We start from the raw sequence: 16,060 nt of genomic DNA, 5'->3' as shown, positions 1-16,060 counted from the left end.
TATCTCAAATTGTAGAAGTACGTATTGAGGCATCACAAATTAAAAAATGATGAAGTCCATGACCATGTCGATATTTTTTATGCGTGAATTGTAAAAGACTGTTTCAAACGTTCAATGGAATGTTGTGCAGATCTCAGTGTCACATGACGCCCATGTGCTTGATATTGTAAGGTAAGTGCAAAAGTGGCAATCTCTAAAAGATCTGTACTTCTTTCTGGCCATTCAACAAGTAAAATGTTTTTCTCACGTGCTTCATAAAGCCCTAATTCATCAATTTCTTCTGCCATAGAAAGGCGATAAAGATCAGCATGAATAATTTCAAACTGTGGGAGTTGATAGCTTTGCACAAGAGTAAAAGTAGGGCTTGGAACCTCCATCGTGTCATCGTTTGCAAGCGTTTGGATGATTGTACGTGCAATGGTTGATTTTCCAGTTCCAAGATCTCCTTGCAGTGTTATAAGGTCCCCCAGCTTTAAAGAAAGGGCTAATTTTTTTGCAAAAAGCTTTGTCGCCTCTTCATTTTCAAGAAAAAAACTAAAATTCATTAAGACTTCCATGAGATGGATGAAAATATAATAAGGGTTAAAAAATCTTATCTCCTTTGGAGAGGGGAAAAAAACACTTAACAGTTGTTCCTTTTCCAGAGCCGGTAAGAATTTCAACATGCCCACTGTGTAGTTCAACGAAGTTTTTCACAAGCGAAAGACCAAGCCCTGCTCCTGCACGTCCACCATGGTGTGAATGGGAAGAAAAACGTTTAAAAATGCGATCAAGGATATCTTTTGGGATGTCAGAGCCTTCATTGTGAACGCTAAAGACGATGTTATCATCTTGTTCATCGACACAAAATTCAATCGTGCTTGCCTCTGTTGCAAAGTTAATAGCATTACTTAGAACATTCACAAAAATTTGATGTAAACGTTTTTCATCAGCAGAAATAGAATTTAAAGAAGGAGAAATTTGTTGTAAAAGCGTAATATGGCGTCCGTTAAGGCGATCTTCTACACGCGCTATTGCTTGTATCATAGCATCGGCAATGTTAACTGATTTTATATCGAGTTCCATAATGCCTGCATCAAGGGTGGCAAGATCAAGAATATCATTAACAATATTTAAAAGAGTTCCTGATTCTGAATGAATATGCCCAAGATATTCTTGTTGACGTTCATTGATAGAACCGAAAATTTGATCGCGTAAAATATCAGAAAATCCAATAATATTGGTGAGAGGTGTACGCAATTCATAGGAAACATGTTGGACAAATTCATTACGCAAACGATCAGCACTTTCTAAGGCTTCATTTCTTTCTTGAAGAGCACGTGCAACATGGACAGTGTCTGTAACATTCACAAAAGTAAGCATCGTCTGTCCATCGGGAAGAGGGACTAGAGTATAGTCAATAATCATATTATTTTTAAGATCTATACGCCCCGAAAATGTTTCACGTTTTTCAGCAAAGCCAGTAATGAATTTTGTAAACTGATCCCATTCTTGTCCCACAGTTAAGGTTGAACAATGACTTTGTAACTGAGTAATATGGGTCCCTTCTACCAGTAAATTATAAGGAAGTTCCCACAATTTCGACAAGGCAGGATTCGATAAACGAAGACGTCCATCAGTACCAAAAACGACCACGCCTTCGGAAAGTTTATCAAGTGTTTCACCTTGTATTTTAATCAGTGTATTATAACGGCGTTCAAGATCAATTTTTTCTGTAAGGTTTTCGTAAAGCCAAGTAACCCCTCCTTGTGGATGAGGATTCGAGACAACACGCACCGTACGCCCATCTGGAAGATTCCAAATTTGTTGATTCGATTCTGTTTGCCGATAGGCTTTAAAAAGCTCTTCTTTCCACGCGCGCCAATCCGGATGTTCAGCAATGTGCCCTTTTTCACGTAAACGTTCAAGAAACAATGTATGGCTTGGTTTGCTTTCTAAAAAGGAGCTCTCTAACGGCCATAAAATTTTAAAAGCATGATTGCAGAATTTTAGTTTTTGGTTTTTATCAAAAATAGCTACAGCCGTTGAGATTTGGTCAAGGGTTTCACAATGGCTTTGAAGAACATGTCTTAATTCATGAGCAAGATGTTCATAGGCGCTGTCATCACGGGCAAAAGCTGCCATTCCTTCAGCTGTTGTAATACGTGTGAGATGAAAACGGCGTCGTTCTCCATCAATGACGGTGTGAACATGTTCTTGAAAAAGTGTTTCTGCTTCATCTGTCTTGCGTTGTGTATTTTCATTGAAAAGATCCCCCACTTCATCACTGTCTTCACGAAAGTCTGTCATTTCTCTAAAGGCGCGATTGATAAAACAAACTTTTCCTTCACAATCTTTTATCCATACAGGTTCTTGAATAAGATCAAGAAGATTACGCTGCATTCTCAGTTCAGTAAGAAGACGGGCAATGTCTTTCTGTAAACGCGCATTTTCGCTCTGCTGTTTTGAGATATCTTGAAAACGAGCAATGGCGACTGTTCCTGCTATAATCCCTGTAACGTGTAGCAGCACATTATTTGTGGTGGTGATAGAAAGTTCAAAGGAGTGACATTTACAACGTAGTTGAGTCAACGCATAATCAAGTTCTCGCAGAGAATTTTCTTCAACCCAAAGTTCAAAGTGCTGAAAATTTTGCTGATCAATGCCTATTTTTTTTAATGTAGAAAGGGTCCCCACGACACGAGGTAAGGTTGTTGGATTTTCCCAAATAAGAAGGAATTGCTCAGTTTCTTCTAAAAGCCATTCATAGTATCTCAGTTTTTCAGAAAAGTCTGCCTGAATTATCTTCAAAGGCTTCTGTGCTGTTTTTTTTGCATGCATAATAACAACGACGCACGTGAGAAATGAAGCACAAGAAATTCCTCCACACAAAGCTAAAAACAGCCATGGGCCATTTGGCAAAGTGAAGGAAAATGGTAAATAACCTTCCAACGACTGAGCAACAGTTCGTGTTGGAGAAAAAAAGAAAAAAATGCAAAATATAAACGTATAAATTCGGATCATTTTTTGAACTTTTTCTTTGGGGGTATGGTCACCAAAGCTGAGCACGACATCTTTCCCTTTTTTAAAACCCAAGGAAGCATTTTAGTAACGGTAATGGTTTGGTTTATAAGGTCCTTGCGGTGTAACACCAATATAAGCGGCTTGTTCTTCTGATAAAACAGTTAGTTTTATTCCTAACCGATCAAGATGGAGATGTGCAACTTTTTCATCAAGGTGTTTAGGTAAAACAGTGACTTCATTGGTATAGTGTTCTGCACGGGTAAAAAGTTCAATTTGCGCTAAAACCTGATTAGTAAATGAGGCTGACATAACAAAAGAAGGATGCCCTGTTGCATTACCAAGGTTTAACAAACGCCCTTCAGAGAGCAAAATAATGCGTTTTCCATCGGGAAAGGTAATCATATCAACTTGAGGCTTAATATTTATCCATGGCAAATTTCTAAGGGCTGCAACTTGGATTTCGTTATCAAAATGACCAATATTTCCAAGGATACACATATCCTTTACTTGTTGCATATGATCTAAACGAACAACATCTTTATTGCCTGTTGTTGTGATGATAATATCAGCACTGGAGGCAGCATCATCTAAATTAACAACTTCATAGCCATCCATAGCTGCTTGAAGAGCACAAATGGGATCAATTTCTGTTATTTTAACACGAGCCCCAGCACCCGAAAGAGATGCTGCTGAACCTTTTCCTACATCACCATAACCACAGACAATGGCTGTTTTGCCAGCAATCATCACGTCTGTTCCACGTCGAATACCATCGACCAATGATTCTTTACATCCGTATTTATTATCAAACTTTGATTTCGTGACGCTATCATTGACATTAATAGCAGGAAAAGGCAGAAGCCCTTCTTTTTGTAATTGATAAAGACGGTTTACACCTGTTGTGGTTTCTTCGCTTACACCTTTAATTGTTGCGCGCTGTCTTGTAAAAAATCCTGGTGTTGCATCCATACGCTTTTGGATTTGTTTGAAAAAAAATTCTTCTTCTTCTGTTTTGGGATGCGAGAGGATATCTTCATTTTGTTCTGCACGACTTCCCATTAAAATATAGTTTGTAGCATCAGCTCCATCATCTAAAATCATGTTGGAAGGATTACCATCAGGCCATTGAAAAATGGCATCTATATAAGTCCAATATTCTTCCAATGTTTCACCCTTAACGGCGAATACAGGAATACCAGTTGCGGCAATAGCTGCTGCTGCATGATCTTGCGTGGAAAAAATATTGCTAGAGCTCCACCGTATATCAGCGCCAATTGCTTTTAATGTTTCGATTAAAACAGCTGTTTGAATTGTCATGTGCAACGAGCCAGAAATCCGTGCACCGCGCAAAGGTTGACTGGAGGAAAACTCCTTGCGACAAGCCATCAAGCCAGGCATTTCCGTTTCAGCAATATCAAGTTCTTTACGACCATAAGCAGCAAGTGCAATATCTTTGACAACAAAATCTTGAGCTGTCATCCTTCATTCCTTTAAAATCTTTTTCCAAGACGGTAGGAGAAATTAAAAAAAAATGCAAGACAAGAAGAAGACTTCTTTGTGCGAAAAGTCCCGTTTAAAATCTGCATAAACTTGTGTAACAAATACGCATTGATGGATCTGAGAAATGATATTACGAATAGAACAAGAAATCTCATGATAAGTCTTATTATACAAGCAAAATTCTATCCATTTCACGTAGTTTTACAACTTTTAAAAATCTCCAGAGGAATACCTTTTAAATAATAAACATGATGCATTGCTTCACAGTTTTTATGTTGATCTTTTTTCGGGATAATCATAAGAGTATACTCTTATTCTACTCATTTATGGGGTTGTTTAAAAAGGTATTATGACCTTATTTAATTTCAATTATTAAGCTTTTTAGCAAAATAATGTAATGCAAAACGATACATTGTTGTCTTTATATTTATGAATAAGTACTCCAGAATCGGTTTTTCTAGATTCCAATGTTGCATCTGCTCTGGCATGAAGACAATTTATAAGGGGTACTTTTTCTGTTTTCAACGATTTTTATCAAAAGACTCTAAATGTACGATGAAACATTTTTTATGATACCGCATGGAGCATTTAAAATGCAAAAGCATTCATCCATTGAACACTCTGATTTTAAAAGAGCGAACAACAAGCTATGAATTATAAATCAAATAATCAACTCGGTGGAGAATTTATTTTAGACAAGTAAGTCTTGGGAAAATTGACCATGTGGACGAAATCTCCAGAGATAACTTGGCAAAAATGCAGCCATTGCTCTAGGAGTAATTCCCACACCTTCTAAAGTATATCCATTTTCAATAGCTTCTCTAGAAACCATGTTATCCATTTGCAAAAAGCGTATCTGATTAGCTGTTACAAACGTTGGTATAAAAGGCAATTTACCGATTGCTCCCAAAATTCCTCCAATCAATAGACCGGTAAAAAGAGGTATGGATAGGATTATTTTTTTACGATGAATAATTTTGAGTATATTTTCAAGAACATTTTGGAAGGTTAGAATTTGCGGACCACCAAGATCATAATTGTTCCCCCAAGCAACCTGTCCATTTAAAGCGCGTGCGATAAATTCGGCAACATCACCAACATACACGGGTTGCAATTTACTTTGTCCCCCTCCAAAAAGAGGCATAATGGGTAAAAAACGTGATAAATCTGCTAAGGTGTTAAAGAAACAATCCTCTGGCCCAAAGATAACAGATGGACGCATAATAATTGCTTGAGAATGCTTGTTATAAATGATTTGCTCACCCATAAATTTAACACGTGCATAAAGACATGAAGCATTTTCGTTAGCTACAAGTGTTGACATATAGATGAGTGGAATACCAGCTTCTGCTGTTAATTCAGCAACATTGTAAGTGCCATCAATTTGTGTGCTTTTAAAATTCGATTGATGTGCTTGTTTTAAACTACCAGGCAAAAACACTGCCGCATCAGTCCCAAGCAATGCACGTGCAACAGATGCACGATTCTTGATATCCGTTTTAAGCATTTGGGTTTGACCCACTTCTCCTATTTGGAGCATGTAGTAAGCTTTTTGCGGACAACGAACAGCGACGCGAACGCGATACCCCCGTTTAGTCAAAGTTTCAACGACATGCCGTCCTACAAAACCAGACCCGCCAAAAACGGTAATAAGTTTAGGATGTTGATAAAATGCACAATCAAATTGCATGATTAAAAGTATATCTTTCAAAGATTTAAAAACAACTGATTTTTAGCACGGTGGTGTTTTATTGTCACGCAAAATATCGCCTGCAAGATAAAGGGAACCTCCAATAAGAACAATTGCTTCTTTATATTCGGCCTTAATTTTATGCAAAGCCTCTTGTAAGTGCGTTTGTGGAGTTGCAAAAATTCCTGCTTTTTGAGCTGATTCAGCTAAATTTGTTGGAGAGAGACTGGCGTCATTGTTAATCAGCGGTATTGTATATACTTTATCGACAAGGTTTGCTAAAGGACGAAAATAACCAACAGCATCTTTGGTATTGAGCATTCCAGCAATCATAATAATGGGACGATCTGTTTTTTTTCTCCATTGGGTAAGTTCTGCTGCAATAACTTTTCCAGCAGCAGGATTATGACCACCATCGAGCCATAAATCAATATTAGGAGACAGTTGATTAATCAAATGTCCTTGGGTGAGATGTTGCATCCGTGCGGGCCAATAAATATTTTTTAAAGCATCATTTATGACTTGTTCTGAAAGTTGAAAACCTGCTTGATAGATTGCTTCAAGAGCTGCACCAGCATTGACAATTTGGTGGTCTCCAATAAGGTTAGGAAGCGAAAGATCCATGAGACCTTGATTGTTTTGAAAAACCATATGTCCATGTTCTTTATAACTTTGATAATCTTGATCAAATAAAGAATAAGGTGCTTTATTTTTATCGGCGAGGGGTATTAAAGTAGCAAGAGTTTCTTCATAATTTTGCTTTCCGATAACCACTGGAACGTTTGGTTTTATAATCCCCCCTTTTTGAAAAGCGATTTGGGCAATTGTATTTCCAAGAAAGATCTCATGATCATAATCAATGGGCATAATAAGCGATACAGCTGGTTTTTTAATGACATTGGTAGCATCAAAACGTCCTCCCAACCCAACTTCTAAGATAACAACATCAGCTGGATGTGTATTAAATAGCATAAAGGCAGCGGCTGTAAAAATTTCAAAAATAGTAATTGGCTGTTGACGATTTACTTTTATAATTTTACGGATTGTTTCAGCCAATTGGCTCTCTGTGACAAATTGACCACCTCCTTTTTGACCTAACCGGCAGCGTTCATTCCAATTGACGAGATGAGGTGAACTATAGACATGAACACAGTATCCAGCACTTTCCAAAAGAGCACGACAAATTGCTGAAGCCGATCCTTTGCCATTTGTTCCAGCGATGTGAATAATGGGGCCAAGTTTTAAATGTGGGTTACCAAGAAGCTCCAAAAGGTGAACAATACGCTCTAAAGAAAGGTTAAATTTTTTCGGATAGTTTTTCAGTAAACCATCTACGACCTTTTGTACTTGGCTTTGTGGCATAAATTTAAGCTGCTTTTGTTGTAGAAAGCGATGTTTGAGAATTTGTTGGGGAAGGATCGGAAGGGCTAACAACAGCAGGGCGTTTCATCATCAAGCGTAAAAGACGTGCAATGGTTGTTTTCATTTCTAAACGCGATACAACCATATCAACCATACCATGATCGAGCAGATATTCACTACTTTGAAAACCTTCTGGTAGGGTTTCACGTATCGTTTGTTGAATCACACGCGGACCAGCAAAACCAATCATAGCACCGGGTTCTGCAATGTGAATATCACCAAGCATGGCGTAAGAAGCAGTAACACCACCGGTGGTTGGATTGGTCAGCACAACAATATAGGGAAGTTTTGCTTCTTTCAACATTTCAATCGCTACTGTTGTACGGGGCATTTGCATCAAGGAGAGTGTTCCTTCTTGCATGCGTGCACCACCAGAAGCAGCAAAAAGAACCAAAGGGCATCTTTCCGCAATGGCAGTGTCAAAAGCTTTGATAATAGCTTCTCCTGAAGCCATACCGAGAGACCCCCCCATAAAGGCAAAATCTTGAACGATTGCAATAATTGGTAAGCCTTCAATAGTACCGCCTGCACTTAAAATATTGTCATCAACACCAAGTTTAGAACGATAATCTTTTAACCGGTCAATATAGCGTTTTTCATCGCGAAACTTTAAAGGATCTGTTACAACTTTTGGATTTTCAAGAGCTGTATAGACACCATCATCAAAAAAATGCATGAGACGATTTTGGGCACTGATACGCATATGATAGCCAGAATTGGGAGCCACAAATTGATTGGCTTCCAGATCTTTATGGAAGATCATTTCACCACTGGTAGGATCTTTAATCCATAGATTTTCTGGAATTTCACGGCGTCCCAATATAGAGTTAATTTTAGGACGAACATAATTTGTAATCCAGTTCATCTTTATAGCCTTCCTTTAAATAGTACACATCTGTTGCATGATTTGAAAGAATATAGAACTTAAGCGGTTAGTTACATTTGCTTTTCCGGCTGAACAAACAAGTCTATTTAATACTTTTATTCATGCACGTATAGCATTAACTGCATTGTTTTTTTATTTTTAATTATTTCCAATGTCATAAAAATTATATGCACAAAGAGTATTCCCTATAACAAATTTCTCAGAAGTTTTGAGAAATTACATATTTTTATTCTTTGATTTTTGTCTTAAAATTCACCTTTTTCGCTGGTCAATAAACGGCTTATTTTCTCTTAATGAAAATAACTCTCCAATTACTCATTAATATCAACAATTCTAAAGCAAAGAAACCTTATAATATAAAACCTACAAAGCTACACTCATCCGTTAAAGATAATGGATACGGATAATGTTATGTTAGCGAAACACTAACAGCAGAGCAAGATTTTTTTCAAACAGTCTTCTTACAGTGCGCGCGTTTCACATAAAATAAATCGCTGAAAAAATATAATTTTTATTGTGTATTCACGCGTCGCTAGATTTAACAGTCTCACATATTCCCAAAATTCATCTCATGATAGTGCCTATTGAAGAGTATATTCCTTCCATGAAAGGCATAAAATTCATATGTCCCCTCATTTTTACTGAAATAGAAGGTAAAAACCGATATTATCATACCCTTTACCTGTTCCAATGTAACAATAACTCTTGCATTGAGAGGGGGTATGAGAGGTATTTTTATCTTTTTAAAAGTTCTTTTATCCACACAACTGCCCCCGTTTATGACATTTCAACAAACGATTTTTAGTGTTTCAACATGAATGGGTAAAATAAGAAAGCTTTATGATATTTAGGTTTTTTAATTATGTCGTAAAGCGATAAAGTATCATTATAAATCAATATATTGAATTAAATAAGCTCAAGCATAAAATTTTATATTATGCTTTTGGGGCTCATAAGTTTTGTTAAGTCTAAAATTCAAAGAACATTATTTTTGTGTGATGCGTGTCATGGTTTTTAGGGTGAGCATTTTGTGTAAATGTGTCATAAAGGCAGCTGCAAAAAGCGGTGTAGCTAAATTAAGAATGGGAATCGAAACAAAAACCGCGATCAATAATCCAGCGCCAAAAACCGTTGTATAATGCGTATGTAAAAAAGAGCGCGCATCTTGCTCTGTTCGAAAACGGTAAGCCGCAAACAAGAAATATTCATGCCCAAACAAATAACCATTAATAACATAAAAAGCAATCAAATTAACACCTGGTATGAAGAATAAAATAAAAGCAATTCCATTACCAAGAAGGCTTAAAATAACAAATTTAAAGGAGAGGATAAGAGAACGCCCAAATGACATAGCTTGTCCAACAGGCTCATTTGGATAATCTTCCTTTTCAATGATTTCAGCAGCAGAGTCAATGAAAAAACCACCTATCATAGCTGTTATGGGGGCAATAAAAAAAGCCAATAAAAGAGCCAAACCAAGATTGAAGATGATAAGCATGCTAAATCCCAACCACCCTGCCCAACTCGGGAACCCAGGAAGAAATTGAGAAACCCAAGGCCAAAAGTAAGACACAAAAAGTTGGTGCACACCCAACCATAAAATGGCGAGAACAAAAAAAGTAACCCCCAATGCTTTCAGTATCATAATTCTATATTGTGAGGTTAAAAGACGTTGTAAAGCGCGATAGGCAGCAGTAAAAATCATAGATTAATAAAGTAAGGAAAGAAGCAAAAAAAAACAAGAAATATATTTAAAGAATGTATTGTGAATTACAAGATCTATTTTCGATAACACTAAAGAGATACATCGATATTATCTTGCAAAAAGGGAAATTTTTCATCTTTATATATTATTAAAATCAGGCTAAATTCTTCTTATAGAATGGATAAAATAAAAAATAACAAAGGCTTTTTCGTTTAAAGTGAAATTTAAATCAGTAGAAATTTTGATTAAAAAAACAAAAGAATTTAAGAAGCAGCTGTTGTAGAAGGACTTTTAAATATTTTTGTACAGAGTTTAGCTTATTGCATCTATATGATATATAAAAAATTAAGATGGTAGTATATATATTGAGGGGAGAGTTTTTATTTTCATTTATCCGGTATAGAAGCCTAACTTCATTTATCTGTATCTCTCATTTTTTTTTCATGATCCCTAATATTCTATACTTTTCTATTGCTTAGCATGGCGCATTTCGGCTTTCGCTTTTATTTAAAATAATATCGAGGCTAATGGAATAAGGGTAAAATTTATGTATTAGTTACGGAAATATTCTGATTTTAATCAATATAGTGACGCATGTGACATTGCAATAGGAAAAGAAATAAATTTGAAACGATTAACTTACGTATGTTCATAACAAGCAGTTTTTTGAGAAGAAACAAGGATAGGGAGATATCACAGATGATTAAAAATGATGAGATTTTGAATTTTAAGAGCTATAAGTGCAATAAAGTGAGAGTTCATTGATGCATTTTTCGTACAAATGGTGCATTGGAGCGAATAATTTTTAGATAATAACACCATTCATTTATGAAGAGAATTTATCATCTTCAACTTCAATAAGAATTCCAAATATAGGGATATTTTCTAAATCTTCATCGTCAAAATCAAAAAAATCATTTTATAAGTGGGATACGTGTGTGGATACAAAATTTTTGATAAAGGAATAAAAACACTTATTATGAACCGTCATAGTGTAAAGACATCATGAATCAAATACTCGTTTATTGTCTTAGTACGTTAAAAGGAGGGCACAAACTTAATCTTAAAGATCCAATCACTGAAGAGAAGAATAAAGGTGTCTGTGTTATAAATTTATCGACAGTAGTTCAATGAATTGTGTTTATACTCTTTACGGGCACCATTGTCAGATAAGTTGTAAATCGCATTGAGATTTTATAATATTTATAATCATAATACATTATCTTTATAGTAAATAAGAGCTCCAAATAAAGTTATCATATTTTCTAATTTCAGCTGCTCTTATTATCAAACACTCAAAATCATTTGTTTGCACATTATAAATAGGACCAAAATGAAGATAAAAAACATTTAAGAAAAAATGCCTTTTTATGAATTTTCTCCAATGCAAGAGCTTTCTTAAAATTGAAGGGTGGAAGATGATTGTTCCTAATATGTTTTTTTATAAGCTGGAGAGACAGGGATGCAAAGCTTCTATTTTTTATGAAGGTTAGGATAAGGTGCGATTTGAAAAAGAAAAATCTCTCAATGCTCGTCACACCCATTTCGCAATAGCGCCTGTGAATTGTATAAGGACAAAGCTCCCATGAAGACTATAAAACTTATGGGGCAACCACTCTCTTTATGCTTAAGAGTACGCTTGCACTACCATATACTTACCCTGAACGTTACGATAAGCCTTAGACATTGAAGTTTATTATAGGGGGTAGTCTGTTCTCAAACGTTTTATATTCATTGCGGTTATCCTTGCTAATGTGCAAGAAAATGGTTTTGATTGATTCAATATACATAGATTTCACATGAGAGAATCTTACGCTATTCGGGATTCTCATTCACGTTGAATAATGCTAGATTATCATTATAAATTAATGTGTTATATAATCTATTCGAGATGGATAGACATTTTTGTATCTTCAGAAGTTCAGTTCTTATTTTATGAGATGTTTTAATAAAGTGTTTGAAGAGTTATTATTTGCAAGGGTGTGTTTTTTCCTTATGAGGAGGAGGGAGGGGTAAAGAATGATACGATCATGTTTGCTAATTTTTGCGCTACGTGTTGTTTACTCATAGGGGGCCATGGTTCAACTTTTTCTTTACTCACGAGATAAACTTGATTTGTGTCAGCGCCCATGACACTTGTGCCATCAGAGTGAAGAGAAACATCATTAGCAAGAATGAAATCAGCCCCTTTTTCGACGCATTTTTTTTGCGCATTGGCAATGATATCATATGTTTCAGCAGCAAAACCAATGACCAATGAGGGGCGGTCTGGAGCATGTCCAATCGTTGCTAAAATGTCAGGATTTTCGACCATATGCAAGGATGGTGGTTTTTTATGAGCATTTTTTTTCATTTTGTGTAACGATTGCGTTTGACTGCGCCAGTCACAAACCGCGGCAACAAAGATGGCACCATCAGCAGGCAATGATTCTTGAACGGCTTGTAACATCTGTTGTGCTGTTTCAACATGAATAGTTTTGACTCCTTGTGGGTCTGCAAGATTAACTGGTCCACAAATAAGTGTTACTTTTGCTCCCAAATGCGCAAGAGCGGTTGCAATGGCATGACCTTGTTTACCTGAAGACCGATTGGCAAGATAGCGCACGGGATCAATTGGTTCATGGGTAGGGCCAGAGGTCACGATGAAATGGCGGCCAGCGAGAGGCTTTTCACAGACATTTAAAAGAGACTCTATGGCGGCAACAATGGTTAAGGGTTCACTCATGCGTCCATAGCCTGTTTCGTCACGTTCAGCCATATTTCCGATTTCTGGTCCGATAATATGAACGCCATCTGCGCGCAATTGCGCAACATTGCGAACAGTGGCTGGATGCGCCCACATAGCTGGATTCATGGCTGGGGAAATTAAGAGTGGACAGCGTGCTGCTAAAAGGGCGCAATCGGCTAGATCATCTCCTATACCATGGGCTATTTTTGCTATGCGATTGGCTGTAGCAGGGGCTAAAATGATGAGATCAGCATCACGTGCTAAGCGGATATGTCCAATATCCTGTTCTTCTTCGCGTGAAAATAAATCAGTATATACAGTATGGCCGTTGAGAGCTTCAACGGCTAAAGGCGTAATAAATTTTTGCGCTGCTTTTGTCATAATAATGTTTAAGTGTGCGCCACGTTCTTTTAAACGACGAATGAGATCAAGCGCTTTATAAGCCGCAATACTTCCACCAATAATAAGAAGGAGTGATTTTGATTGCAATGATTGCACTTCAATTGCGCTGACATGAGAGGAGTGTGTGGTGAAAGTGGTAGAATTACTTAAAAGACGGCGCGCTTCTTCTTCCATAGAAAGGCTATTTTGCGCGGCACGCACGCGCAAAGCTTCTTTAACTTTAGGAGAGAGGTTACGAATGGTAAGACTAGCCATAAAATACCTTCAAAAAATAAACTGATTTCAATGATTTCATCATTGATGTCTTTTAGCATATTGAGCAGACTAGAAAAGTTGAAAAAGATAAAAAGTAAGACAAACGCAACAAAATGCAATGATGAATAGACTATAACGGCCATAACGGTTGGTGCGGCTTTGTTCAACAGCGAGTCGTTTAAGGGTTGTGGGAGAAAGATTAAACCCAGTTTCTCTGATTTTGTTAAGATCTTCTTCCATCCGTTGAAAATTTTGTACCAGTTGTGGTGTTTTGCGTGCGAGCGAAAAGAGAGCTTGCGCTCCTTCACTAAAGTCTTTTGCAATGCCTATGGGGCCTAAATTTTTTCCAATCCATTCTCTGACAACGGGTTCAGAAGCTTTCCACATATTAAAATTGGGATCTAATGTACGGGCAACACCTTCCACAACAACCATTGTTTTTTGCAGTAATAGAAGTTCGGGTCGCGTTTTCATGTCAAACAATTCAGTGACTTCAAATAACAATGTGAGCAACTTAGCCATGGAAATGCTTTGTGCTGATTGTCCGTGAATTGGTTCACCAATCGCACGATTGGCTTGCGCAAAGCTTTCAATATTATGGTGTGAAGGGACATAGCCTGCTTCAAAATGAGCGCGGGCTACACGATGGTAATCACGCGTAATAAAGCCGTAAAGAATTTCAGCCAAAAAATGCTTTTCTTTTTTTCCAAGCCTTCCTGTAATGCCTAGATCGACAGCAACAATACATCCATCTGAGTCTACAAATAAATTACCAGGGTGCATATCGGCATGAAAAAAACCGTCACGCAATGTGTGGCGTAGAAAAGATTGAATAAGCGTGATCGCAAGTGCCTGTAGATCAAAACCAGCTTCTTTAAGTTTGGAAACTTCAGATATTCTTATACCATCAATCCATTCCATGGTGAGAACATTACGCCCTGTCCGTTCCCAATCAATATGTGGAACTCGAAAACCTGTATCCTGTTGAATATTTTCAGCCATTTCAGATATAGCTGCCGCTTCTAAGCGTAAATCCATTTCAAGGCGTGTTGTTTGTGCTAAAGTATCTACCACACGAACAGGACGCAGCCTTCGAGAGGCAGGGATATAACGTTCTTGTAAATGCGCAATGAGATAAAAACCTCTAAGATCTTTAGCAAAACGCGCTCTGATATTGGGACGAATAACTTTTACAGCACATTTTTTCTTATGACCAGTTTCATCAATATATTCAGCAGAATGAACCTGAGCAATAGAAGCAGCGGCAATGGGAGGATAAAAATTTACGAATAAATCATCAATAGAGCGACCAAGAGAATTTTCAATTTGAGCAATAGCGGCGGTGCAAGAAAATGTTTGGACACGATCTTGTAGTTGTGACAAATCATCTGCAACATTCCGTCCGACAATATCAGGTCTTGTGGCAAGAAATTGACCAAGTTTTATATAAGAGGGTCCAAGCTTATTGATGGCATACGAAATATTTTCAGATCGCTGTTTCTTTTTCGTTTTTCGTCGTGCTAATGCACGCGCTATACGGTGACATAACGCTGGAAATCCTTGAAGATTATCATGAGGAAGAGCACTTAAAACACCTTCACGTGTTAAAATCCATCCTGCACGCATTAATTGAAAGTAAGGAGAAATTTGCACCATTTTTAAATTTTCCAACCTGAATGCAGTGCTGCAATTGCACCGGTGAGATTGCGGTACGATACGCGTGAAAATCCTGCTTGCTTGATCATATGAGCAAAATCATCTTGTTTAGGAAATTTACGAATAGATTCAACCAAATAACGATAAGCATCACCATCATTTGCAATAAATTGACCCAGCCTAGGGATAGCATGGAAAGACCAAAGATCATAAATTTTATCGAGCCAAGGCATCTCGACATTTGAAAATTCTAAACATAAGAAACGTCCACCGGGCTTTAAAACACGAAAAGCCTCTCTAAGGGCTTGATCAATATGAGGGACATTTCGAATTCCAAAAGCAATTGTGTAAGCGTCAAAGCTCTGATCTTCAAAGGGGAGATGTTCTGCATTGGCTTCAACAAAATCAATCAGAGGGGCAAGACCATTTTTTTCTGCGCGTTGTTTGCCAACGCTGAGCATAGAGCCATTAATATCAAGCACCGTAGCATGGGCTTTTTGGCGTGAAGCATTAAGGATGCGAAAAGCAATATCACCTGTACCACCAGCGACATCAAGAACTTTCCAATGGGAAAGCGCCGGTGGAGAAAGCCATGCAACCATAGAATTTTTCCACACACGGTGTAGCCCTAAGGATAAGATATCGTTCATTTTGTCATAATTTTCAGCAACAGAATGAAACACACCATCTACCATGGATTGCTTTTGTGTTTCATCAACTCTTGTAAAACCAAAAGAGTGTTCCATACCCCCTTTGGTGCCTACACGTTCTGTTTCAGTTGCCATGTATATGACCTTCCTTATTTTTCTTTTA

The 16,060-nt window shown here is 37.3% G+C and carries 10 protein-coding genes; all 10 read right to left on the bottom strand.

Features of this window, described 5'->3' with window-relative positions; all coding sequences use genetic code 11:
• Window positions 1–77: 77 nt before the first annotated feature.
• The 10 genes from tsaE to ubiE all read right to left on the bottom strand — a co-directional run bounded on the left by tsaE (window position 78) and on the right by ubiE (window position 16,032).
• Window positions 78–545 carry a tRNA (adenosine(37)-N6)-threonylcarbamoyltransferase complex ATPase subunit type 1 TsaE gene (gene tsaE, locus CEV08_RS00480; protein ID WP_100129833.1) on the bottom strand — a complete coding sequence of 156 codons (468 nt, stop codon included), beginning with the start codon at window positions 543–545 and terminating at the stop codon, window positions 78–80.
• Window positions 546–582: 37 nt separating this feature from the next.
• Entirely contained in the window at window positions 583–3,048 is a 2,466-nt protein-coding gene (locus CEV08_RS00475) for a sensor histidine kinase (RefSeq protein ID WP_100129832.1), read from the bottom strand.
• Between the two features lie 36 nt (window positions 3,049–3,084).
• The gene (gene ahcY / locus CEV08_RS00470; RefSeq protein ID WP_100129831.1) at window positions 3,085–4,482 is read right to left on the bottom strand and encodes an adenosylhomocysteinase; all 1,398 of its coding nucleotides are present in this window, start codon (window positions 4,480–4,482) and stop codon (window positions 3,085–3,087) included.
• 712 nt (window positions 4,483–5,194) lie between these two features.
• Window positions 5,195–6,193 (bottom strand): complex I NDUFA9 subunit family protein, encoded by a 999-nt coding sequence (locus CEV08_RS00465; protein WP_100129830.1) that lies wholly within the window; start codon window positions 6,191–6,193, stop codon window positions 5,195–5,197.
• A 42-nt stretch (window positions 6,194–6,235) separates the two neighbouring features.
• Window positions 6,236–7,555 carry a bifunctional folylpolyglutamate synthase/dihydrofolate synthase gene (locus tag CEV08_RS00460; RefSeq protein WP_100129829.1) on the bottom strand — a complete coding sequence of 440 codons (1,320 nt, stop codon included), beginning with the start codon at window positions 7,553–7,555 and terminating at the stop codon, window positions 6,236–6,238.
• Between the two features lie 4 nt (window positions 7,556–7,559).
• On the bottom strand, window positions 7,560–8,480 hold the full coding sequence (gene accD, locus CEV08_RS00455; RefSeq protein WP_100129828.1) for an acetyl-CoA carboxylase, carboxyltransferase subunit beta: 921 nt from the start codon (window positions 8,478–8,480) through the stop codon (window positions 7,560–7,562).
• 1,006 nt (window positions 8,481–9,486) lie between these two features.
• Window positions 9,487–10,206 carry a sulfate transporter family protein gene (locus tag CEV08_RS00445; protein WP_100129826.1) on the bottom strand — a complete coding sequence of 240 codons (720 nt, stop codon included), beginning with the start codon at window positions 10,204–10,206 and terminating at the stop codon, window positions 9,487–9,489.
• Window positions 10,207–12,199: 1,993 nt separating this feature from the next.
• Entirely contained in the window at window positions 12,200–13,591 is a 1,392-nt protein-coding gene (gene coaBC / locus CEV08_RS00440) for a bifunctional phosphopantothenoylcysteine decarboxylase/phosphopantothenate--cysteine ligase CoaBC (protein ID WP_100129825.1), read from the bottom strand.
• 69 nt (window positions 13,592–13,660) lie between these two features.
• On the bottom strand, window positions 13,661–15,247 hold the full coding sequence (gene ubiB / locus CEV08_RS00435) for a 2-polyprenylphenol 6-hydroxylase (RefSeq protein WP_100129824.1): 1,587 nt from the start codon (window positions 15,245–15,247) through the stop codon (window positions 13,661–13,663).
• Window positions 15,248–15,249: 2 nt separating this feature from the next.
• Window positions 15,250–16,032 (bottom strand): bifunctional demethylmenaquinone methyltransferase/2-methoxy-6-polyprenyl-1,4-benzoquinol methylase UbiE, encoded by a 783-nt coding sequence (gene ubiE / locus CEV08_RS00430; protein WP_100129823.1) that lies wholly within the window; start codon window positions 16,030–16,032, stop codon window positions 15,250–15,252.
• Window positions 16,033–16,060: the final 28 nt, after the last annotated feature.

Source organism: Bartonella tribocorum (assembly GCF_002778015.1).
Classification (GTDB): Bacteria; Pseudomonadota; Alphaproteobacteria; order Rhizobiales; family Rhizobiaceae; genus Bartonella; species Bartonella tribocorum_B.
Note: the sequence above shows the minus strand (reverse complement) of the source record. Positions and strands in the feature narration are given on the sequence as shown.

Bases quoted from the DNA above. Each gene is read 5' to 3' on its own strand.
- tsaE (WP_100129833.1), bottom strand. From the start codon at position 545: ATGAATTTTAGTTTTTTTCTTGAAAATGAAGAGGCGACAAAGCTTTTT.
- ahcY (WP_100129831.1), bottom strand. From the start codon at position 4,482: ATGACAGCTCAAGATTTTGTTGTCAAAGATATTGCACTTGCTGCTTAT.
- CEV08_RS00465 (WP_100129830.1), bottom strand. From the start codon at position 6,193: ATGCAATTTGATTGTGCATTTTATCAACATCCTAAACTTATTACCGTT.
- CEV08_RS00460 (WP_100129829.1), bottom strand. From the start codon at position 7,555: ATGCCACAAAGCCAAGTACAAAAGGTCGTAGATGGTTTACTGAAAAAC.
- accD (WP_100129828.1), bottom strand. From the start codon at position 8,480: ATGAACTGGATTACAAATTATGTTCGTCCTAAAATTAACTCTATATTG.
- CEV08_RS00445 (WP_100129826.1), bottom strand. From the start codon at position 10,206: ATGATTTTTACTGCTGCCTATCGCGCTTTACAACGTCTTTTAACCTCA.
- coaBC (WP_100129825.1), bottom strand. From the start codon at position 13,591: ATGGCTAGTCTTACCATTCGTAACCTCTCTCCTAAAGTTAAAGAAGCT.
- ubiB (WP_100129824.1), bottom strand. From the start codon at position 15,247: ATGGTGCAAATTTCTCCTTACTTTCAATTAATGCGTGCAGGATGGATT.
- ubiE (WP_100129823.1), bottom strand. From the start codon at position 16,032: ATGGCAACTGAAACAGAACGTGTAGGCACCAAAGGGGGTATGGAACAC.